24 protein-coding genes are annotated in these 21,216 nt (G+C 63.8%); 4 read left to right on the forward strand and 20 right to left on the reverse strand.

Features of this window, described 5'->3' with window-relative positions; all coding sequences use genetic code 11:
- Nucleotides 1-32 precede the first annotated feature (32 nt).
- The 5 genes from NKJ57_RS06895 to NKJ57_RS06915 form a co-directional block, all read right to left on the reverse strand.
- Nucleotides 33-356 (reverse strand): integration host factor subunit alpha, encoded by a 324-nt coding sequence (locus NKJ57_RS06895; protein ID WP_006201891.1) that lies wholly within the window; start codon nucleotides 354-356, stop codon nucleotides 33-35.
- Between the two features lie 104 nt (nucleotides 357-460).
- On the reverse strand, nucleotides 461-1,432 hold the full coding sequence (locus tag NKJ57_RS06900) for a beta-ketoacyl-ACP synthase III (protein ID WP_352511361.1): 972 nt from the start codon (nucleotides 1,430-1,432) through the stop codon (nucleotides 461-463).
- 9 nt (nucleotides 1,433-1,441) lie between these two features.
- A complete protein-coding gene (gene plsX, locus NKJ57_RS06905) occupies nucleotides 1,442-2,512 on the reverse strand; it encodes a phosphate acyltransferase PlsX (protein WP_352511362.1) in 1,071 nt (356 codons plus the stop codon).
- A 147-nt stretch (nucleotides 2,513-2,659) separates the two neighbouring features.
- Nucleotides 2,660-3,208 carry a YceD family protein gene (locus NKJ57_RS06910; protein WP_027049589.1) on the reverse strand — a complete coding sequence of 183 codons (549 nt, stop codon included), beginning with the start codon at nucleotides 3,206-3,208 and terminating at the stop codon, nucleotides 2,660-2,662.
- Between the two features lie 15 nt (nucleotides 3,209-3,223).
- Nucleotides 3,224-3,766: a ubiquinol-cytochrome C chaperone family protein gene (locus NKJ57_RS06915; protein WP_023669369.1), complete on the reverse strand. Its 543-nt coding sequence runs from the start codon at nucleotides 3,764-3,766 to the stop codon at nucleotides 3,224-3,226.
- A gap of 115 nt (nucleotides 3,767-3,881) precedes the next feature.
- On the opposite strand from NKJ57_RS06915, the gene NKJ57_RS06920 reads away from it, so the two are divergent.
- Nucleotides 3,882-4,394: an outer membrane protein assembly factor BamE gene (locus NKJ57_RS06920; protein WP_023669368.1), complete on the forward strand. Its 513-nt coding sequence runs from the start codon at nucleotides 3,882-3,884 to the stop codon at nucleotides 4,392-4,394.
- A gap of 100 nt (nucleotides 4,395-4,494) precedes the next feature.
- On the opposite strand, the gene NKJ57_RS06925 is transcribed toward NKJ57_RS06920, so the two are convergent.
- Nucleotides 4,495-5,535 carry a helix-turn-helix domain-containing protein gene (locus NKJ57_RS06925; protein WP_352511363.1) on the reverse strand — a complete coding sequence of 347 codons (1,041 nt, stop codon included), beginning with the start codon at nucleotides 5,533-5,535 and terminating at the stop codon, nucleotides 4,495-4,497.
- A gap of 209 nt (nucleotides 5,536-5,744) precedes the next feature.
- On the opposite strand from NKJ57_RS06925, the gene NKJ57_RS06930 reads away from it, so the two are divergent.
- Entirely contained in the window at nucleotides 5,745-6,659 is a 915-nt protein-coding gene (locus NKJ57_RS06930) for a LysR substrate-binding domain-containing protein (RefSeq protein ID WP_352511364.1), read from the forward strand.
- Nucleotides 6,660-6,717: 58 nt separating this feature from the next.
- On the opposite strand, the gene NKJ57_RS06935 is transcribed toward NKJ57_RS06930, so the two are convergent.
- Both NKJ57_RS06935 and NKJ57_RS06940 read right to left on the reverse strand, forming a co-directional pair.
- Nucleotides 6,718-7,275, reverse strand: coding sequence for a hypothetical protein (locus NKJ57_RS06935; RefSeq protein WP_023705063.1), 558 nt, complete (start codon nucleotides 7,273-7,275; stop codon nucleotides 6,718-6,720).
- Nucleotides 7,276-7,350: 75 nt separating this feature from the next.
- Nucleotides 7,351-7,812: an anthrone oxygenase family protein gene (locus NKJ57_RS06940; RefSeq protein ID WP_352511365.1), complete on the reverse strand. Its 462-nt coding sequence runs from the start codon at nucleotides 7,810-7,812 to the stop codon at nucleotides 7,351-7,353.
- 296 nt (nucleotides 7,813-8,108) lie between these two features.
- On the opposite strand from NKJ57_RS06940, the gene NKJ57_RS06945 reads away from it, so the two are divergent.
- Both NKJ57_RS06945 and NKJ57_RS06950 read left to right on the forward strand, forming a co-directional pair.
- Entirely contained in the window at nucleotides 8,109-8,654 is a 546-nt protein-coding gene (locus tag NKJ57_RS06945; RefSeq protein WP_245265717.1) for a dTDP-4-dehydrorhamnose 3,5-epimerase family protein, read from the forward strand.
- A gap of 1 nt (nucleotide 8,655) precedes the next feature.
- Nucleotides 8,656-9,654, forward strand: coding sequence for a glycosyltransferase family 2 protein (locus tag NKJ57_RS06950; protein ID WP_352511366.1), 999 nt, complete (start codon nucleotides 8,656-8,658; stop codon nucleotides 9,652-9,654).
- Between the two features lie 77 nt (nucleotides 9,655-9,731).
- On the opposite strand, the gene NKJ57_RS06955 is transcribed toward NKJ57_RS06950, so the two are convergent.
- From NKJ57_RS06955 to nrdR, 12 genes are all read right to left on the reverse strand, one after another.
- On the reverse strand, nucleotides 9,732-11,873 hold the full coding sequence (locus NKJ57_RS06955; RefSeq protein ID WP_023689501.1) for a sodium-translocating pyrophosphatase: 2,142 nt from the start codon (nucleotides 11,871-11,873) through the stop codon (nucleotides 9,732-9,734).
- A 260-nt stretch (nucleotides 11,874-12,133) separates the two neighbouring features.
- The gene (locus tag NKJ57_RS06960) at nucleotides 12,134-12,901 is read right to left on the reverse strand and encodes an ABC transporter permease (protein ID WP_352511367.1); all 768 of its coding nucleotides are present in this window, start codon (nucleotides 12,899-12,901) and stop codon (nucleotides 12,134-12,136) included.
- A complete protein-coding gene (locus tag NKJ57_RS06965; RefSeq protein WP_352511368.1) occupies nucleotides 12,898-13,836 on the reverse strand; it encodes an ABC transporter ATP-binding protein in 939 nt (312 codons plus the stop codon). Before NKJ57_RS06965 ends, NKJ57_RS06960 begins: the two co-directional genes overlap by 4 nt.
- Nucleotides 13,833-14,996 carry an ABC transporter permease gene (locus NKJ57_RS06970; protein WP_352511369.1) on the reverse strand — a complete coding sequence of 388 codons (1,164 nt, stop codon included), beginning with the start codon at nucleotides 14,994-14,996 and terminating at the stop codon, nucleotides 13,833-13,835. Before NKJ57_RS06970 ends, NKJ57_RS06965 begins: the two co-directional genes overlap by 4 nt.
- Before the next feature lie 316 nt (nucleotides 14,997-15,312).
- Nucleotides 15,313-16,224 carry a glycine betaine ABC transporter substrate-binding protein OsmF gene (gene osmF, locus NKJ57_RS06975; RefSeq protein WP_023689505.1) on the reverse strand — a complete coding sequence of 304 codons (912 nt, stop codon included), beginning with the start codon at nucleotides 16,222-16,224 and terminating at the stop codon, nucleotides 15,313-15,315.
- A 178-nt stretch (nucleotides 16,225-16,402) separates the two neighbouring features.
- Nucleotides 16,403-17,620 carry an MFS transporter gene (locus NKJ57_RS06980; protein ID WP_023705069.1) on the reverse strand — a complete coding sequence of 406 codons (1,218 nt, stop codon included), beginning with the start codon at nucleotides 17,618-17,620 and terminating at the stop codon, nucleotides 16,403-16,405.
- A complete protein-coding gene (nusB, locus tag NKJ57_RS06985; protein ID WP_023669355.1) occupies nucleotides 17,617-18,117 on the reverse strand; it encodes a transcription antitermination factor NusB in 501 nt (166 codons plus the stop codon). Before nusB ends, NKJ57_RS06980 begins: the two co-directional genes overlap by 4 nt.
- Entirely contained in the window at nucleotides 18,114-18,608 is a 495-nt protein-coding gene (gene ribH / locus NKJ57_RS06990; RefSeq protein ID WP_023669354.1) for a 6,7-dimethyl-8-ribityllumazine synthase, read from the reverse strand. Before ribH ends, nusB begins: the two co-directional genes overlap by 4 nt.
- Nucleotides 18,609-18,686: 78 nt before the next feature.
- On the reverse strand, nucleotides 18,687-18,866 hold the full coding sequence (locus NKJ57_RS06995; RefSeq protein WP_352511371.1) for a hypothetical protein: 180 nt from the start codon (nucleotides 18,864-18,866) through the stop codon (nucleotides 18,687-18,689).
- On the reverse strand, nucleotides 18,866-19,483 hold the full coding sequence (locus tag NKJ57_RS07000; protein WP_023708666.1) for a riboflavin synthase: 618 nt from the start codon (nucleotides 19,481-19,483) through the stop codon (nucleotides 18,866-18,868). Before NKJ57_RS07000 ends, NKJ57_RS06995 begins: the two co-directional genes overlap by 1 nt.
- 1 nt (nucleotide 19,484) lies before the next feature.
- Nucleotides 19,485-20,615 (reverse strand): bifunctional diaminohydroxyphosphoribosylaminopyrimidine deaminase/5-amino-6-(5-phosphoribosylamino)uracil reductase RibD, encoded by a 1,131-nt coding sequence (gene ribD, locus NKJ57_RS07005; RefSeq protein ID WP_352511373.1) that lies wholly within the window; start codon nucleotides 20,613-20,615, stop codon nucleotides 19,485-19,487.
- Nucleotides 20,616-20,617: 2 nt separating this feature from the next.
- Nucleotides 20,618-21,112, reverse strand: a complete 495-nt coding sequence (gene nrdR, locus NKJ57_RS07010) for a transcriptional regulator NrdR (protein ID WP_023669351.1) — start codon at nucleotides 21,110-21,112, stop codon at nucleotides 20,618-20,620.
- Nucleotides 21,113-21,216 lie beyond the last annotated feature (104 nt).

Genomic DNA, 21,216 nt, shown 5'->3' on the forward strand with positions numbered 1-21,216 from the left:
CCGGCGTTTTCAACCGAAGCCTGCGGCAGAACCTATTTGCCGCCCTTGGCCTTGCTGTTCTGGTGCGAGCGCAGGATACGGCTTTTCAGCACGTTCGACGACTTGAAGGTCATCACCCGGCGCGGCAGGATCGGCACTTCCTCGCCGGTCTTGGGATTGCGGCCGATGCGTTCGTTCTTGGAACGGACGTGGAAGGTGGCGAAGGACGACAGCTTCACCGTCTCGCCGCGTACGATGGCTTCACAGATTTCGTCCAGCACCGCTTCGACGAGTTCTGCCGATTCAGTGCGTGACAAGCCGACCTTACGGTAAACAGCTTCGGCAAGGTCGGCGCGCGTAAGTGTCTTTCCCCCCATGCGACCGTCCCATCAGTTCAAAAAACATAAATCGATACAGGTAAAGGCAGAGCCTAAGTAATTGATCCGGCAAGGTCAAGGACCGAAACCGGACCGTTCGGCACTTACCAGCGAACGAGAACCGCGCCCCAGGTGAAGCCTCCGCCCATCGCTTCCAGGAGCACGAGATCACCCTTCTTGATGCGACCGTCGGCGACGGCCACCGAAAGCGCCAGCGGCACGGAAGCAGCCGAGGTGTTACCGTGCAAATCGACGGTGACCACCACCTTTTGCTCAGCAATCCCGAGCTTCTTGGCCGAAGCGTCAATAATGCGTTTATTGGCCTGATGCGGCACGAACCAGTCGAGATCGTCGGCGGTTATGCCGGCCTGCGAAAACGTCGCCTCGATGACGTCGGTGATCATGCCGACGGCGTGCTTGAACACCTCGCGGCCTTCCATCCTGAGATGGCCGACCGTGCCGGTGGTCGAGGGACCGCCATCGACGAAAAGCTTGTCCTTGTGGGCGCCGTCGGAGCGCAGGCTCATCGCCAGCACGCCACGGTCGGCAATGCCGCCGGTGCCCTCATCCGCTTCCAGCACCAGCGCGCCGGCGCCGTCGCCGAACAACACGCAGGTCGAGCGGTCGCTCCAGTCGAGGATGCGCGAAAAGGTCTCCGCGCCGATCACCAGCACGCGCTTGGCGAGGCCGCCTCTGATGTAGAGGTCGGCGGTGGTCACCGCATAGACGAAGCCCGAGCACACCGCCTGCAGGTCGAAGGCAAAGCCGTGATGCATGCCGAGCCGGTTCTGGATCTCGACGGCGGTCGCCGGAAAGGTGTTGTTGGGCGTCGAGGTCGCCAGCACGATCAGGTCGATGTCGGCAGGCCTAAGACCAGCATTGTCGAGCGCTGCGCGCGCCGCCGCCTCGCCCAGGGATGCCGTCGTCTCGTCATCGGCGGCGATATGGCGCTGGCGGATGCCGGTTCGCTGGGCGATCCACTCGTCCGAGGTCTCGACCATGCCTTCGAAATCGGCATTCTTCATGATGCGGCGGGGCAGCGCAGCACCGGTGCCGCGCACGACTGATCTGATCAAAGCTCTTTCCTATTCCTTTTCGTCGACGGTGGCGTCGGATTTCCTGCTTGCCTGGGCATGCGGGTTGCGCGCATGGAACAGGTCGAGATCGGCCTCGATGCGGTCGATCAGATTGTTGCGCACCATATCGTAGCCAAGCTCGATCGCTGCCGCGAAACCGTCCGAATCGGCGCCGCCATGGCTCTTTACCACGATGCCGTTCAGACCCAGGAAAACACCGCCATTGGAGCGGCCCGGATCGAGCTTTTCGCGCAGGCGGTCAAAAGCGGCCTTGGCGAAGACATAGCCGATCCTGGCCATCAGCGTGCGGTTCATCGCGGCGCGCAGATAGCCTGAGATCTGGCGCACAGTGCCCTCTGCCGTCTTGAGCGCGATGTTGCCGGCAAAGCCCTCGGTGACGACCACGTCGACCGTGCCCTTGCCGATGTCGTCACCCTCGACGAAGCCATGATAATTCATCGAGGCCATGTTGGCCTCGCGCAGCATGCGCCCGGCTTCCTTGACTTCTTCCTGTCCCTTGATCTCCTCGACGCCGACATTGAGCAGGCCGACTTTCGGCCGGTCGATGCCGAACACCGAGCGCGCCATGCCGGTGCCGAGAATGGCAAAGTCGATCAGCTGGTGCGCATCGGCGCCGATGGTGGCGCCGACATCCAGCACCACGCTCTCGCCGCGCATCGTGGGCCAGATCGCCGCGATCGCCGGACGGTCGATGGTCGCCATCGTGCGCAGGCAGAATTTCGACATCGCCATCAGCGCGCCGGTATTGCCGGCCGAAATGCAGGCCTGCGCGCTGCCACTCTTGACTGCTTCGACAGCCTTCCACATCGACGACTTCCAGCGGCCGTGGCGCAGCGCCTGGCTCGGCTTGTCATCCATCCTGACCGCGACTTCGCAATGGTGGAACTCGCTGACCTCGGCAAGTTTGGGGAATTTGGCGAGTTCGGGGCGCACCAGTTCCTCGCGCCCATATATGACGAAGCGGATGTCGGGACGCCTGACGGCGACCGTCATGAGTGCCGGGATGACCACGTTTGGCCCGTGATCGCCACCCATGGCATCGATGGAAATCCTGATCACGCGGTCTTTATCTCACTAGCTTGGGCCAGGGCACATGGCCCGCGAAAGAAATACGAAACTCGCGAAATTCGGGGGCTCGCGAAGGTTCGGCGAAAATAGCGGTTTTGGGCTGCCGCACAACCGGCTTTTCTCCGATCGCTTCGTGTTTTAGGATTTTCCAAGCAAGGATCGCAGCTTTTGCTGGAATTCATTCTCGACGGGCTCGTCCGGGCCGGCGGCATCGAGCGAGGCGCCTGCCTTGCGCGGATAGGGATCGATCGCCAGCCCGAAGAACTGTTCGGCGAGCGCGCCGACGTCGATCGTGTCGCCGGAGAAAGTTTCCGGGCTGTCCGGCCCTTCGGCGTCGAGCAGGATTTCGCCACCGCCTTCGAAACCTTGCCGTCCGAGTTTGGATTGTTCGGGCAGGAACAGCGCCTCGACCTCTTCGTCGATATGGGCCGCGACCGGCTCAAGGGTGACGATGCAGGCCTGGGTGATATCAGCCTCGACGCGGCCGCTGACCTTGACGCCATTGCGCTTCCACGGCGCCACCAAAAGCTCAGCACGGTAGTTTTCGACAGAAAGCAGCTCGTGCTCGCGCGCAAGCATTGCGCGCTGCGCGGCGTCGGCGTCGATCACCACCTGCAAACCTTTGTGGGGCAGGCGGCCGACATTGGCCGCGAATGAGACCGGGCTAGGCGTGTCCACATGTTTCATCTTGGTCTCCCCTCCTCACTCCGCTTTCGCGACGGGAAACGCCACGGCACCGGAAACGATCGATTCGGACGGCTGTGCTTCAAGCTGCCTTGCGGCATCGATTACATAGGACGCCAGCGGCAAGGCTTGCGGCCAGGCGCCGGCATCGGGTCTGACATTGCGCGCCAGGGCGGCAGCAAGCGCGTCGCGATCGCTGCGTTCCAGCGCGTCGTCATAGGCGGCGGTACGGCCGTAGAACATTTTGGCCAGCCTCTTCATGCGCTTGGGCACGCCGACATCGCCAACGCCCAGTTCCCGCAGCGAATGCTCCACATCGAGAAAGAACTCGTCGATCAGCACCTGCGCGACCTCATGCGCGACGCCCTCTTCGCCGCGGAGCCGGTGCTGAAACAGGAACATATGCAGCGACAGCATCTCGAAACGGCCGAGCGGCGTATCCGGCACATTCCAGTGGGAATAAAACACGGTCTGCCGCGCCGCCGCCACGATTTGTGCGTAAAGCGCCTCGGTGATAGCGCGGTTGGCGTTGCGTTCGCGGCCAAAAAGGCGCTGGAACATTGAGGGTGGTCTCCTGGGGACCGATTGTTTGAATGGGCCTTGTTGCATCGGCAAGCAAGCTGGTTTACCGGTTTTGCCGCCCAGCGCAAGTTGCGGCCAGCTAATGGAGTTGTTGTTGCGCGCGCTGAAATTCAAGTCGACTTTTCTGCCTGGGGCCACCGCCGCGGTTTCGCTGGTGCTGGTGGCTTCCGCGCTGTCGGGCTGCAATTCGTCCAAGATGTTCGGCGACCTTAACCCTAGCGAGACGCTGACGCAGGGCTATGTTATCGACCAGCAGGCGGTCGATTCGGTGCCGGTGGGCTCCAGCCGCGAACAGGTGCTTCTGGCGCTCGGCACGCCATCGACGAAAGCCACCTTCGACAATGAGGCGTTCTATTACATTTCGCAAACGCGCAAGCGCTATGTCGCTTTCGACAAGCCGCGCCTGGTCGACCAGAAAGTGCTCGCGGTCTATTTTGGCGAGGACGGGCGCGTCACCCAGATTGCCAATTACGGTCTGAAGGACGGCAAGATCTTCGACTTCATCTCGCGCACCACGCCGACCGGCGGCAAGGACCAGAACTTCCTCAGCCAGATCATCAAAGGCGCCAGCAAGCTGGCGCCCCCCATTCCTGGCGGCGGCGCCTAAGAAGCGACCGCCTTCCTTAGATTTTTGCTTCCCCCGAAGCGACACCATCTCAGGCGACCAAAAGCCCGCGGGAGCGATCCTGCGGGCTTTTGTTTTGAGGTCATGCGGCCGCAACACCCGTCGCGCTTTGCCGCGCGTGGCCTGTTCGGCCGCCGGGCTCCAGCGAGGCGCGGTGCACAGCCGCACTCTGCCGCGCTTCCGAAGGCGTCATGCCGAAATGCCGGCGGAAGGCGTGGTTGAAGGTCGAGAGATCGCCGAAGCCGGCGTCGAAGGCGATGGCGCCGATGGTGCGGTGTGCCAGGCGCAGGTCGGATAGCTTGCTGCAAACCAGCGCCAGCCGCCGGCCAAGCACGAACTGCGACAGCGAGGTACCCTCACCCTCGAACAGCTTTCTGATATAGCGCGCGCTGACGCGGTGGCGCCCGGCCAGCGCGTCGGACCCGACATCGCCGGAAGCCAGATTGCTTTCGATATCGGCTTTGATGGCGCGCAGCCGCGCGGCGCGTATGCCGCGGCCTGCGGCGACCTCAGTGGCGTCCTGCGTTGCCCCGACCACGACCGCGACAAGGTCCTGTATGTGCTTGGCGGCAAGCCAGCGCAATTCGGACGCGGCCAGGTTCGGCTCCTGCATCAGCAGACGGACATAGCTGGTCAGCAGCAAGAACTTTTCGCCCACGCATGACATCGGAGTCATCAGGGCGGCATCCGCATTCGCAGCCACGGGCCCGAGCGCTGCCTTGGGGATGGTGATGAAGAGATGATGCGACATCGCCCGCTCGATCACATGCGGATCAGAGGAGGACAGAAGGATTGCCTGGCCGGCCTCGATGCTGGCCTCGCGGCCGAGATGCGAGAAGGTGGCAGCGCCCTCCAGACACATGAAGAAAATGTAGTCATCGGTCCCCTTGGCCATGGCGCTGGAACGGATGGTGCGGAAGGCGGTGGTCCTCGAATCGGCAATGCCGACGCCCGGCAGCCGCAGGATGGTCGCGTCGACGGAGAGCTTTTCCTCCGTGACGTCAAAATCCATGTCGGTCACCATCCGGCGCAACAGGTCGCAATAGACGTTTCTCCATTCGGCTCGGGGCCACATGGCGGTCGAAAAGCGCGCATGCGCAAACTCGGGGGGTCGAATAGTCATGGGGTACTCCCAAGCGATTGTCTTCATTTCACTGTCGTTCGTAGTCGAGGCTCGTTCCATGAACGGCCTCTCATTCCGACGGCGGCAATCGGGGGGCAGTGGATGGCTACAATGATTTGCGCACTTGGACAAAAGACTATTTACGAAGCTATGGATGAGCTTAGTTCATTCATGCTAAGGAACCCATGGGCAGGATAGGGTAACGGCAAATGACAAGACGGCTTCCACAACTGGAATCCATTCGGGCTTTCGAGGTCATTGCCCGGCTGGGCAGCTTCAAGCGCGCCGGCGATGAGCTGAATGTTACGCCAAGCGCGCTCAGCCACCGCATCGCCGATCTCGAAGCCGATCTCGGCGTGCTTCTGTTCACCCGCCATGTCCGCCGCGTCGAACTCACGCTTGAAGGCGAAAGATTGTCCGCAGGCGTGCGACGCGCATTGCTGGAAATCCAGAGCACGATCGCGAGTGTCGCGCGCAACGAGCGCACGAGGCTGAGGGTCACCGCCATTCCTTCGCATGCCGTACGCTGGCTGGCCCCGCGCCTGCACAGGTTTCGCAAAAAGCATCCCGAAACAGAGATCGACATCAATGCGGATCTTGCAGTCGTCGACCTTTCGCAGCGAACAGTCGACATCGCATTGCGCTTCGGCAGCGGACACTATCCGGCCGTCAAGACCGAATGGCTGATGGCAGATGCGATCTTTCCTGTCGTCAGTCCCGACTATCTCGCCGCCAACGGCCCGGTCAGAGACCAGCACGATGTGCTGCGACTGTTTCGCATCCTCGACACGACGGCCGAAAATGACGAGAACGGCGCCAATTGGCGCCACTGGTTCGAGAGAAACAATCTGCCGCTGGATACGGTTGGCGACGGCATGAATCTGAACGGCACCTTGCTGGCGGTCGAAGCGGCGGCGAGCGGTCTGGGCGTCGCCATCGCGAGGAAGTCGCTGGTCGAGAGCGATTTGCGCACAGGCAGGCTCGTCCGCCTCCTGACAACGGACATACCGACGAACTGGAACCACTACGTCGTCGTCCACCCGTCCATCTCCGCCTGGGAGCCTGCCAGATCATTCATCAACTGGCTGAAGGCGGAAGCCGGCGACAGCGCCGGCGCCGGTTGACCTCGGCGGCCGTTTGGGAACTCTCCTCGGGAGGTCAGCAGAAGGCGCCCCCCGGTGCTCACGGACTCATTGCACCGGCCGGTTGGTCATCCTTGCGGCCCGACTGGTTCGCGGCCTTGGCGGCAAGCGCTGCCGCCATCTGGCTCTCCAGCTCGCGCAGCTTGGCGTCGAGTGTCGCCATGCCGCCCCAGCCGAATGTCGCGCGGTACAGCGGTGCGATCTCGGGCGTCAGGAATTCGACGAGGGTTTCGTCCTCGACCCAGACCTTGAGCACCTTGAACAGGCGCGCATCGATCAGCTCGCTATGCCAGCCCATGCGGGCGGCAATGCCCTGGATGGTTTCGGTCGAATTGGGCGTGCTGAGCAGCACATGCGAGCCGGAGCGCAGGCGCATGTTCGGGTCGAAGCCGATGCCGAGCGGCGCTTGCTGGTCCAGAACCGTGCCGCACGGCAGGATTTCGATCAGCGAGCCGAAATCGTCGCCGAGGCAGACGAACCATGCTCCCTCAGGAAATGGCGGCGACGGCGCACGAACCGCGGTGGCGACAAGCATTTCGGCAAGGACGCTGGCGACGGCCTGCGGATCGCGGGCGTTGAATGAAGCGTGGTGCAGCATGGCAATACTCCTGTTTTCAACGGCGGCGGCCGGCAGAAGTGCCGACCCATGCCGCGGCGTTCCGCGAAAACTGAATCACCGGCTGAGCGTCAGGATGACCGCGGCAAACAGGCAGGCGTATTCGGCCAGTCCAAGCACAAGGCGCAGATTGTGGTTGGCCGCCCAGCTGTCGCGCGTCTGCGCCCAATCATCGGGGATGGTCACCGGCGTCCAGCTCTGCACCTGTTTGTTGAGCGGCACCTGACGGCTGACGGTGAAGCCAATGTCGATCACCACCAGCGCCGCGGCGACGATCGTCAGGATGCGCGGCAGGCCGGCATCGACCGCAAACATCGCCGGCGCCGCGATCAGCACCAGCGTCGTCAGCCTGACGACCGGCATCACCCGGGTAAACGTCCGGTCGCGCATCTGATGCATGGCCATGTACTGGCCGGCGGTAAGATCATCGATGCGAAAATCATGGATTACGCCCGAGACGTAGATGCCGGCAATAATTCCAGCCAGCGCAAGCGAAGCCGTCATCAAAAACATGTCCATGTCTTTTCCTGCCGAAATGCCTTTCCCTGCCCGAAATCGCCGCGAGGGCGAGCAGACACCGCGTCGATCGCAATGTCCTGGCCATGGCCGGGGTATTAAAGCAGGCGAACGGTCCGGGCTTGGGCAGAACGGAACGATGTTTTGGGCAATGCGGCCCTCCGATTGCATCAAAACATCAAGTGCCGTGAGATCGAAACCCATCAGCAAACCTTGACGCGTACTTGCCAGCGACCGGTCAAATTCGTATCAGACCGTGCTGGCCAATGGCGCATCACGCTGAATTGGGAGGAGCATCCGTGCCGGAAAAAACCCGGACAAAACCGACAGGCTGGATGGCGACCGGAACGGCTGACAGCCAAGTGGTCACGCCTGACTGGATGCCCATCGAGCCGGTGACGATCGATGGCGTGAGGGTCAAGGAGATCAGGCCGGTCGCAACCTCCACCGGCTATCTGACCGAGATCTTTCGCGAGGAGTGGGAGCTCGATTCGGAGCCGGTCGGCCAGGTCTTCCAACGCACCTTGTATCCCGGCGCGGTGACGGGCTGGCATGCCCATGCGGTGACGACCGACCGGCTGTTCTGCTGCGTCGGCAGCGTTCGCATTTCGCTGTTTGACGGACGCAAGGCGTCGCCGACCTTCGGCGCCGTCTGGCACAAGATTATCGGCCCGTTGCGCCCGGCGGTCGTCATCATTCCACCCGGAATATGGCACGGTGTTGTTTCGCTCGGAGCGGAGACGGCGGTGCTGCTCAACCTCGTCGACAAGGCCTATGCCTACGATCAGCCCGACCATTGGCGCCTGCCGCCAGACACCGACCACATTCCCTACAGACTGGTGTAGCGTGGAAGCATCGGCGCAGCGCGATCAGGCCGGCGGCGAACCGCTGGTTTCGATCGTGATCGCGACGCACAACCGGCCGGCAGCACTGCGGCAGGCATTGACCAGCGTCATGCGCCAGACGTTGCAAGACTGGGAAGCCTTGGTCATCGGCGACGGTTGCAGGCCGGATACGGCGGCCGTTGTCGCTGAATTTGACGATGCCCGCATCGTCTACATCGATCTTCCCGTCAATTTCGGCGAACAGTCCGGTCCCAACAATATCGGCTTTGCCAGGGCGCGTGGCCGCTTCGTCGCCTTGCTCAACCACGACGATCTGTGGTTTCCCGACCATTTGGCGGCGATGACCGGCTGGATCGACGCCTCGGGCGCCGACGTGGTGCTGGCGCGCGGTGCCGTCATCCAGCCGACGTCGGCGGCCGGCAATCCTGTCAATTCGATCTTCGGGATCGGCAAGGATGGTTTTTACGACCCCGTCACGACGGAAGGATTTGGCTCGGCACACATGTTTCGCCGCGCTTCGTTCAGCCTGCTCGGACCTTGGCGACCCGCCAGCCAGTGCTTTTGCGAAAGCTCGCAGGACTGGCTGTTTCGGGCATGGCGAAAGGGCGCGGTGATCGCGACGATGCCGCACCTCACGGTGATCAAGCTTCATTCCGGCATACGCAAGGGTTCCTATCTCGGCGACAATGCGCAGGAACAGAAGGATCTTCTGGATGCCATGCAGACGCCGGACGCCTTGCGCGTGAAAATCCTTGGCTGCGCGGGCGAACCCATTCGCCTCGCGGCATCGAGTTATCTCAGGCGCAGGCTGATGGCGGCTCTTGGCATCCATCCCCGCGCCCGCGCCTTCCGCCGCAAGTATAAGCGAGGCGCCTTCCTTGCCAAGCTGCGGCGCCTGCGTGGCCTGGCGCCGATGCCTGAGCGCGAACCTGGCGTGAGCGAATTGCTCGATCGCTACAGCAAGCGCGGCGATGCCGGGACCGAGCCGGATGAGGGTTGACTGCCACCAGCGTAAATCTCAAACAAAAACCCGCGGGATCGCTCCCGCGGGTTTGTTCCTGAAGCAGTGGCGTTGCCTTAGCCGTGCGCGAGCACGGCCAGCAGCAGAAGCGCCACGATGTTGGTGATCTTGATTGCCGGGTTGACCGCCGGGCCGGCGGTGTCCTTGTAGGGATCGCCAACCGTGTCGCCGGTGACCGAAGCCTTGTGCGCTTCGGAGCCCTTGAGGTGCTTGACGCCGTCCTTGTCGACAAAACCGTCCTCGAACGACTTCTTGGCATTGTCCCAGGCGCCGCCGCCCGAAGTCATCGAGATGGCGACGAACAGGCCGTTGACGATGACGCCGAGCAACGAGGCGCCGAGTGCCGCAAAGGCGGACGCCTTGGAGCCCGAGATCAGCTGCACGCCGAAATAGACGACGAGCGGCGCCAGCACCGGCAGCAGCGAGGGGATGATCATTTCGCGGATCGCCGCCTTGGTCAGAAGGTCGACGGCGCGGGCATAGTTCGGCTTGGAGGTGCCGGCCATGATGCCCGGGTCCTCGCGGAACTGCTTGCGCACCTCCTCGACGATGGCGCCCGCCGCGCGGCCGACCGCCGTCATGGCGATGCCGCCGAACAGGTACGGGATCAGGCCGCCAAAGATCAGGCCGGCGACAACATAGGGATTGGAGAGGTCGAAGGAGACATCGCCCATGCCCTGGAAGTATGGATATTTGTCGCCATTGGCGGCAAAGAACTTCAAATCGTTCGAATAGGCCGCAAACAGCACCAGCGCGCCAAGACCGGCCGAACCGATGGCATAGCCCTTGGTCACCGCCTTGGTGGTGTTGCCGACCGCGTCGAGCGCGTCGGTGGAGTGGCGCACTTCCTTGGGCAGGCCGGCCATTTCGGCAATGCCGCCGGCATTGTCGGTGACCGGGCCGAAGGCGTCGAGGGCGACGATCATGCCGGCCAGGCCGAGCATGGTGGTGACCGCGATCGCCGTCCCGAACAGGCCGGCGAGCTGGTAGGTCGAGATGATGCCGCCAACGATGACGATTGCCGGCAGTGCGGTCGATTCGAGCGACACCGCAAGTCCCTGGATGACGTTGGTGCCGTGACCGGTCACCGAGGCCTGGGCGATGGAGTTCACCGGGCGCTTGTTGGTGCCGGTATAATATTCGGTGATCACCACGATGAGACCGGTCACAACGAGACCGATCAGGCCGCAGATGAACAGGTTCTTGCCGATGATGGTCATGCCGGCGACGGTGCCGACCTCGCCCCAGCCGACGGTTGCCGAGGTAGCGACACCGAGACCGACGATCGACAGCAGGCCGGTGACGATCAGGCCTTTGTAGAGGGCGCCCATGATCGAGCCGTTGGAACCGAGCTTGACGAAGAAGGTGCCGACGATCGAGGTCAGGATGCAGGCACCGCAGATAGCGAGCGGATAGAGCATCGCCGCACCCAGAGCGGCGGTTCCGCCGAAGAAGATGGCAGCCAGCACCATGGTGGCAACGACGGTCACCGCATAGGTCTCGAAGAGGTCGGCGGCCATGCCGGCGCAATCACCGACATTATCGCCGACATTGTCGGCGATGGTGGCCGGGTTGCGCGGATCGTCTTCGGGAATACCGGCTTCGACCTTGCCCACGAGATCGCCGCCGACGTCGGCGCCCTTGGTGAAGATGCCGCCGCCCAGACGGGCGAAGATCGAGATCAGCGAAGCGCCGAAGCCGAGCGAAACCAGCGCATCGATGACGATGCGGTCATTGGGCTGCAGGCCCATCGGGCCGGTCAGAATATAGTAGTAAATCGACACGCCGAGCAGCGCCAGGCCAGCCACCAGCATACCGGTGATGGCGCCCGACTTGAAGGCGATGTCGAGACCGGCGGCGAGGCTGTTGGACGCCGCCTGCGCGGTGCGCACATTGGCGCGCACCGAGACGTGCATGCCGATGAAACCGGCGGCGCCCGAAAGCACGGCGCCGATCAGGAAGCCGACTGCGGCGGTGATCGAAAGCAGCCACCAGGCGAGCACGAGCACGACCACGCCGACGATGGCGATGGTGGTGTACTGGCGCGCCAGATAGGCCTGCGCGCCTTCGCGGATGGCGGCGGAGATTTCCTGCATGCGTGCATTGCCCTGATCGGCTGCAAGAACCGATCGTGTCGCCCAGATGGCGTAAAGGATTGAAAGCAAGCCGCAGGCGATGACGGCAGAAATGATGGTCATTGCCGAATTTTCCTCGATTGATGGCCCAAAAGAACCCCTCCCTGGGCCGTTGGTGCGGGGAGCGGATAAGCCTAGGCGGAATCCGTCCTTCGCAGCGGTGTATGCGAAACAGGGCTCGGAACGTCAAGATATTGTTCGGTTTTTGCCCCGCTTTCAGCCAAAAGGTTTAGGCCACAACATTCCCATGGCCGATGCCCTGATATTAGATCGATTGAAATGACGCCGCGTCAGTCAATGCTTTGCCCGCAGTCCAGCGAAGATCAGTCGCCAGTCTCCTGCCCCATCTTGCGCGCCGTATAGCGCTCGACGGCGGACAGTCCGTCATAGATCAGCACCGCCAACGCCGCGACGATCAGGCCGCCTTGCAGGACGAAGGCGAGATTGTTGGACAGCAGGCCGGCGATGATCACCTCGCCCAGCGTCTTGGCGGCAACCGTCGAACCGATCGTCGCCGTGGCCAGGCTGATCACCACCGACAGCCTTATGCCGCCCAGAATGATCGGCGCGCTCAGCGGCAATTCGACCTTGATCAGCCTTTGCCAGCCCGTCATGCCGGCGCCGCGCGCGGCCTCCATGATGTTGCCGGGCAGTGTCGTGAGGCCGGTCAGCGCGTTCTCGAAGATCGGCAGCAGGCCGTAGACAAACAGCGCAATCAGCGTCGGCTTCTCGCCGAAACCGACGGCGGGCACCGCCAGCGCCAGCACCGCCACCGGCGGAAAGGTCTGGCCGATGTTCACCAGACTGCGCGACAGCGGCAGGAATTCGGCGCCCGCCGGCCTGGTCACCAGGATGGCAAGCGCCACGGCAACGATGGTTGCGGCGACGGTAGCGATCAGCACGGTCCTGAGATGCAGCAGGGTCAGCGTCAGCAGGCTGCCCTGATTGTAGATCGCCGGCGCATTGTTTTCGGTCAGCGGCTTCAACAGCGGCTCGAACCAGCCGGGATTGGTAACGAAGGCTATGAGAAGCACCACCAGGGCAAGCCTGAGCAGCGAAGGCAGCCAGGCTTTTAGACCGGCCCGTTTCATGCCGGTCTCGCCGCGCGCTTCACCAGCCCGTCGACGGTGACGCGGCCGAGAGGCTTGCCGTCTTCGCCCTTGACCGGCAGCGCCGGCCGGCCCGACCACAGAAGCTCGGCCAGCGCGTCGCGCTGGCTGGCGTCGCCTGGGATCGCCTCGCCTTCGGCAGACCCCTTTTCCACGGCGTCGCGCACGCGGCCGAGCGACAAGAGCCGGAACGGCTTTTCGCTGGCGCCGACCAGGGTTTCGACGAAGGCGTTCGCCGGCCACGCCAGGATCTCTTCCGGCTTGGCGTATTGCACCAGCTTTCCGGCATCCATGACGGCGATCTTGTCGCCCATGTGGACCGCCTCCTCCATGTCGTGGGTGACGAGGATGATGGTGGTGCCGAAGCGCTTCTGGATCGCCAGCAGATCTTCCTGCGCCTTGGTGCGGATGATCGGGTCGAGTGCGCCGAACGGCTCGTCCATCAGAAGCACATTGGGCTCGGCGGCGAGCGCGCGCGCGACGCCGACACGCTGCTGTTGCCCGCCGGACAGTTCGTGCGGGTAGCGCTGGCCATAGGCCTCGGGGTCGAGCTGGTAGAGTGTCATCAACTCATCGACGCGGGCCTTGATGCGGTCCTTGTCCCAGCCCAGCAGGACCGGCACGGTGGCGATGTTCTGCGCAACGGTGCGGTGCGGGAACAGGCCGTGGCCCTGGATGGCGTAGCCGATGCTGCGGCGCAGTTCGTAGCCGGGCAGCGAGCGGTTGTCGTTGCCGTCGAGCTTGATGACGCCGGCGGTCGGCTCGACCAGCCGGTTGATCATTCGCAGCAGCGTCGTCTTGCCGGAACCGGAGGTACCGACAATGACGCAAACCGTGCGCGGCTCGACGACCATGGACACGTCGTCGACCACGGTCGTCGCGTCATAGCGCTTGGTAATGCCTTCGATCTCGATCATGCCGTTTCAACCCTGCGCCTGGTGGCGGTCATTTCGATCACTGCGTCGAGGATGATGGCCGCGGCGAAGGCCAGCGCCACCGTCGGCACGGCGCCGAGCAGCACCAGGTCCATTGCGGTCTGGCCGACGCCCTGGAAGACGAAGACGCCAAAGCCGCCGCCGCCGATCAGTGCGGCGATGGTGGCCAGGCCGATGTTCTGCACCAGCACGATGCGGATGCCGGTGAGGATCACCGGAAAGGCCAACGGAAACTCGACGCCGAACAGGCGCTGGCCATCGGTCATGCCCATGCCGCGAGCTGCATCATTGGCCGCGCGGGGTACGCCAGCAAGCCCGACCACGGTGTTGGCCACCACCGGCAGCAGCGAATAGAGGAACAAGGCAACGAAGGCCGGCGCGGTGCCGATGCCTCTGACACCGAGCGCTGCGGCACCCGGAACATGCGCGGCGACCCAGCCGAGCGGCGCGATCAGCAGGCCGAACAGCGCGATCGAGGGTATGGTCTGGACGATGTTGAGCACATTGAGCACGCCGGCCCGCAACCGTTCGACGCGGTGGCACAGGATGCCGAGCGGCAGGCCGACGATCACCGCCGCCGCCAGCGACCCCAGCGCCAGTGTGATGTGCTTGGAGCCTTCGGCCCAGAAACTATCGGCGCGGTTTGCATATTCCTTGAGGATCGACAGGCTGTCCCACTGCCCCGATATTAGCAACAAGCCGATGGCCAGCGCCGCGACGACGAGCACGCCGACGCGGGCCGGTGGCGACAGGTTGAGCCTGGTCAGCACGTCGGCGAGCAACAATGTGAAGGCAAAGATCAACAGCCAGAACCCGGAAGCCGGCGAGATGCGGGCGAAGGTGTTGCCGGCCGGCATCAGGAAGGTGCCGGCGACACCGATCAGGATGGCAAGGGCGGCGAGCGCCACGACGCTTGCGGCCAGGCGCAGGACAAGCGGGGTTTTCAGCAAGGCAACAATTGCGGCCACGACGACGATCGCCAGCAGTAGCGGCCCGACTGTGGCCGGCAGCGCCTCCAGGACCGAGCGCGCCTGACCGGGTACGATACGATTGGCGCGGAAGGTGGCGAACGGAGCCAGAAACGCCGCATAGGCAACGATCGCCGCGATAACCATGCCGAGCTTGTCGAAACGCAGGGTCATGGATGCCCCTCATGAGGAGCGATTTTCCACGTTGCGCAGACTACGCTGTTGATCGGCGCAAGCCGACGCGAAGTCCGATCTCCCCCCTTGCGGGGGAGATGGCCGGCAGGCCAGAGGGGGGTGTGAAGGATCGTCAGCTTTCGAGCGTCGGCCTGTTCGGAAGCAACCCTGTCGAGGCACGCACCTGCTACCGGTTGTGAGGTCGGCGGGACAGCACCCCCCTCTGTCCTGCCGGACATCTCCCCCGCAAGGGGGGAGATCAGCAGCTTCCAGAGAGGGGTGTCTCGCACCAGCGTCACGATCAGCTATGCGCTGACTACTTCAAAAACCCGTTCTTCTTCAAAAAGTCCTCGGCGACACCCTTGACCGGCTCGCCGCCGACCTGGACGCGGCCGTTGAGTTCCTGCAGCGTGACGAGGTCGAGCTTGGCGAACACCGGCTTCAACAGCGTCTCGATCTCCGGATGCTCTTTCAGCACCGCTTCGCGGATGATCGGCGCCGGCTGGTAGACCGGCTGCACGCCCTTGTCGTCGGCGAGCACGACCAGGCCGGACGGCGCGATGCCGCCGTCGGTGCCGTAGACCATGGCGGCGTTGGCGCCGTTGGTCTGGTTGGCGGCAGCACCTATTGTCGCGGCGGTGTCGCCGCCCGAAAGCGTGATCAACTGCTCGGGCTTCAGCGTGAAGCCGTAAGTGGTCTGGAACGCCGGCAGGGCTGCCGCCGAATTGACGAACTCAGCCGACGCCGCCAAAACCACCGTGCCGCCGCCGGCGACGTATTTGCCGAAGTCGGTCAGGGTCGCCAGCTTGTTGGTCTCGGCAACCTCCTTGCGCAGCGCGATCGCCCAGGTGTTGTTGGCCGGTGACGGCGACAGCCAGACGATCTTGTTGGCATCATAGTCGAGCTTCTTGGCGGTCTCATAGGCCTTGGCGGCATCCTTCCAGACCGGATCGTCGGCCTTCTCGAAGAAGAAAGCGGCATTGCCGGTGTACTCGGGATAGATGTCGATCTCGCCGGCAGTGATCGCCTTGCGTACGACCGGCGTGCCGCCGAGCTGGATGCGGTCGGTGGTCTTGATGTTGTTGGCGTTGAGCACAAGCTGGATGATGTTGCCGAGCACGCCGCCCTCGGTGTCGATCTTCGAGGAGACGACCACCTGGGCATTGGCGGAGGCGGCCGTGATGCCGAGCGCCAACGCCGCCCCGGCCAGAATCTTGACTGAAAACATTGTGAAAACCCCTTGCTTTGGACCGAAATGCGGTGGCCGCATATGAGCATGGCTCCAACGCCCCGTCGGGGCACACGGTTTCATAACAATGGGTACAGACGCAATAATTTTGTGCGGTCGCCGCGATTTCGGCCGACGCCATGCTGACAGGTCGTGCCAAGCCAAAGATAGAACCGGATCAGGCGCGGGCTTTGCGTGATCCGGTCAGTTTGAGCGCGCCAAGGGCGACGAAGCAGAGGGCGACGACCGGGAAAACCAGCCAGTTCAGCATCTCCCAGCCCCACGCATTGTAGATGGCGCCCGACATTAGCGAGGCGAAGGCGACGGAGCCGAACAGGACGAAGTCGTGGAAGCCCTGCACCTTGCTCTTTTCGGACGGATGGTAGCTGTCGGCGACCATGGAGGTGGCGCCGATGAAGGCAAAATTCCAGCCGAGGCCAAGCAGGATCAGCGCCGTCCAGAACTGCCATAGATGCAGGCCGGACAATGCCACCGCGGCGCAGCCGATGAGCAGGACCAGGCCGGTTGCGACGATGCGTTCGGCGCCGAAGCGATGGATCAGCGATCCGGTGAAGAAGCTCGGCGCAAACATCGCCATCACATGCCAGGAAATGCCGAGCGTGGCGTCGTCCGTCGACAGGCCGCAGCCGACCATGGCCAGCGGCGCGCCGGTCATGACGAAACTCATCAGCGCATAGCTGCCGACGGCGCAAAACAGTGCCGCGACGAAACGCGGCCGGGTGACGATCTCGGACAGCGGCCGCGCGTCGCTTGACGCGACTTCCGCGTGGCCGGGAGCCTTGGCCGGGATGCGCAGGAATGACAGGATGATGGCGCCGGCCGCCGCCAGAACCGGAATGGCCACGAACGAGCCGGCAAACATCACCGGCGCCAGCAATTCGCGGGTGAAGATGACGATCTGCGGCCCGAGGATCGCGGTGATGACGCCGCCGGCCAGCACGAAGGAAATGGCGCGCGCCTTGAATTCGGGCGGAGCATTATCGGCGGCGGCGAAGCGGAACTGCTGGACGAAGGCGCCGCCGACGCCGATCACCAGCAGCGCGAAAGCGAACAGCCAGAAGCTGGCGTGGAACAGTGCCAGCGTGGAGATGACGCCGCCAAGCGCGGTCACGATGGTGCCGGTCATGAAGCCGCCGCGCTGGCCGAGCCAGCGGATGATGGCCGCGGCCGGCAACGCGCCGAGCGCCACGCCGATGTTGAAGCCGGTGATTGGCGCCGTTGCCAGCGACTTATCGGGGCCAAGCAGATATTGCCCGGCCAGCCCGCCCATGGAAATGGCAATCGGCGCGGCCGAACCGATAATCGCCTGCGACGTCGCCAGGATGATCGCCGTGCGGCGCGCTTCCCTTGCTGCGCCGGGGACGGTGCCGGTCACAATGCGTCCTTGCCGCGCCCCTCGCCCCGCACCCGGCGCGACACACGGTCGAGCACGGCGTTGGTCAGCTTCGGCTCGTCTTCCTCGTAGAAGGCCTTGGCGATGTCGACATATTCCGAAACGATGACGGCCACCGGCACGTCGTCGCGCTTCATCAGTTCGTAGACGCCAGCGCGCAGGATGGCGCGCAACGTCGAATCGAGTCTGGACAGCGGCCAGTCTTCCGTCAGCGCCTGGCGTATGATCGGATCGATGGTCGTCTGGTTCTCGACGACGCCGGCCAGGATGGCGCGGAACCACTGCGCGTCGGCCTCCCGATAAAGCGCGCCGTCGACTTCCTTGCCGAGCCGGAACGCCTCGTATTCGGCGGTGATCTCGAAGACGCCGCTGCCGGCCACGTCCATCTGGTAAAGCGCCTGCACGGCGGCCAGACGGGCGGCGCCACGCTTATTGGCATGGCGTGTCGCGGGCTGGCCGGGCGAAGCGGGTTCGCTCACGATTGCGCTCCCAGCTTCTCCTTGAGCGCGATCATGGTCAGCGCCGCGCGCGCGGCAAAGCCGCCCTTGTCGCCCTCCGAGCGCTTGGCGCGCGTCCAGGCCTGCGCGTCGTTCTCGGTGGTCAGGATGCCGTTGCCGATCGCAATCGCTTCCTGCACCGAGAGATCCATCAGCGCGCGGCTCGATTCATTGGCGACGATGTCGAAATGATAAGTGTCGCCACGAATGATGGTGCCGAGCGCGACAAAACCATCATAGTCCTTGCCGCCCTCGCCCATGCCGTCGAGCGCAAAAGTGATCACTGCTGGAATTTCCAGCGAACCGGGAACGGTGATGACGTCATAGGTCGCGCCGGCTTCGTCGAGCGCGCTCGTCGCGCCGTCGAGCAGCGCGTCGGCAAGATCGTCATGAAAGCGCGCCTCGATGATCAGAAGGTGGGCCTTCTTCTTCGGGCGAATGAACGCTTTGCCGTGTTGGGATGTGCCTGCCATGAATGTCTCCGGGGGTAGCCGGTGACTTAGGCCGAAGCCGGTTTGATCGCAAGCGGAAGATTGCTGGAGGTGAGGCCGTCAGATACCGGTAGCCTCGCGATACCGACGCACTGTATCGCGAAGACGATCGTTTATGGGCTGAGCATTGATCAGAGCTTCAGGGAAAACCTTGCGATCGTTGACCGACAAACTGAGGCCGAGCGCGTCCTCAGTGTGGAGCTCTTCCCGCTGCCCGAAGTGAATTTCGTCTCTTGTCATCACAAACCTTCCTTCGCGGCCTCGACCAGCCGCGCGGCGTAGCGGGCCATGGTGTCGATCTCGAGGTTGACCTTGTCGCCGACCTTGCGCTCGCCCCAGGTGGTCACGGTCAGCGAATGATGGATCAAAAGCACGTCGAAACGGGCGCCTTCGACCTTGTTGACGGTGAGTGAGGTGCCGTCGAGTGCGACGGACCCTTTGGGCGCGATGAATTTCGCCAGTTCGCGCGGCGCCTCCAGCGTGAAGCGAACGGCATCGCCTTCATCCTTGCGCTCGGCGATTTCGGCCATGCCATCGACATGACCCGACACGATGTGGCCGCCGAGTTCGTCGCCGATCTTCAGTGCCCGCTCGAGATTGACCTTGGTGCCTGATTTCCAGCCCGACGCCGTGGTCAGCCTCAGTGCCTCTTCCCAGGCTTCGACCTCGAACCAGCGGGCGTTCGAGCCGCCATCTGGCAGCGCCGTCACCGTCAGGCAGACGCCGCCGCAGGAGATCGAGGCACCGATGGCGATCGTCGCGGGGTCATAGGCGGTGTCGATGCGCAGGCCGACGCCTTCGCTCAGCGGCTTGACGGCCGCGACGGTGCCGATATCGGTGACAATTCCAGTGAACATTTCAGATATCTCTCACCCATTCGGCATAGCTGTCTTCCCCGAAGCGCATCTCGCGCAATTTGCGGAAGCCTGCCGGGATATGGTTGGCGTCGATGGGCGATGCAATGCCGCCCTCGCCGATCGCTTCCGGTCCCTGGAACAGCACGATGCGGTCGATCAGTCCTTCGGCGAGGAAGGCGCTGGCCACCTTGGCGCCGCCTTCGACCAGAACGCTGGCCATGCCGAGCGCGCCGAGATCCTCGAGCAGTTCCGGCAAGGCCACGCCGCCTTCATGGGTTTCGGTGCCGATGAAGCGCACGCCGGCACGCTCCAGCACCGACCGCCGTAGCGGATCAGCCTCCAGGCTCGCGGCGACATAGAGCGGCACCCGGTCGGTGCCGGAGACCAGCTTCGAGGCTTCCGGCAGCCTGATCTGGCGGTCGAGCACGATGCGCGCCGGCGAGCGGTTCTCCAGCCCCGGCAGCCGCACGGTGAGCGCGGGATCATCCTCCAGCGCCGTGCCGATGCCGACCAGTATGCCATCGGCTTCGGCGCGCATCAGATAGACTTCGCGGCGGGCGATATCGCCGGTGATCGCGACCTGGCCGGCGCCATGCCTGCCGATCTTGCCGTCGCTGGAAAGCGCAAGCTTCAGAATCACTTCCGGGCGCTTTTTCAGGGACCGAATCAAATAGCCGGCCATCTGCTCGGCGGCTTCCTCGGCCAGCACCTTTTCGACCACTTCGATGCCGGCGGCGCGCAGGATGGCATAGCCTTTGCCGGAGACGCGCGGATCGGGATCGCTGGCGGCGCCCACCACCCGCGCCACTCCGGCATTGACCAGCGCGTTGGCGCAAGGCGGGGTGCGGCCATGGTGGGCGCAGGGCTCCAGCGTGACATAGGCCGTGGCGCCGCGCGCCAACTCGCCGGCTTCAGTCAGCGCCTCGGTCTCGGCATGCGGCCGGCCGCCAACGGCGGTGACCCCTGTGCCGACGATCATCGGGCCGGGGCCATCGTCGCGAACGATGATGGTGCCGACCGAAGGGTTGGTCGAGGTGCGGCCGGCATTTCTGCGCGAGAGCCTCAGCGCTGCCGCCATGAAACCGCGATCGAGAGCCTGCTGATCGGCCTTCCCTGACGTTTGGGTTGCCATGCTCAGCCGGCGTCCTCTTCGCTCTTCAGCTCGTCGCCCTTGAGCTCGTCGCCTTTGAGCTCACCCAGCACATCGTGGAAATCCTTGGCCTCACGGAAATTGCGATAGACAGAGGCGAAGCGGACATAGGCGACGTCGTCGAGCGACTTCAGCGCTTCCATGACGAGCCGGCCGACCTCGCCCGAGGCGATTTCAGTCTCGCCGGAGCTTTCGAGCTGGCGCACGATGCCGGTGACGGCGCGGTCGATGCGCTCGGGATCGACATTGCGCTTGCGCACCGCGATCTCCACCGAACGCAAGAGCTTGTCGCGGTCGAACGGCACCTTTCTGCCGGACTTCTTCACCACCACGAGGTCGCGCAACTGGACGCGCTCGAAAGTGGTGAAACGGCCACCGCAATCGGGACAGACGCGCCGCCGGCGGATCGCGGCGCCATCCTCGGCGGGGCGCGAATCCTTCACCTGCGTATCTTCGGACTGGCAATAGGGACAGCGCATGGAGAGCCTTCAGGTTGGCGATTCTGGCGGAACGATAGGCTTAGAGGTTTTTGCCGGGACGGCAAAGGTTCGGCAACGGCCGCTCGCGCCCTCAGAGATAGCGA

Source organism: Mesorhizobium sp. M0077 (assembly GCF_040322955.1).
In the GTDB taxonomy this organism is placed as follows: domain Bacteria; phylum Pseudomonadota; class Alphaproteobacteria; order Rhizobiales; family Rhizobiaceae; genus Mesorhizobium.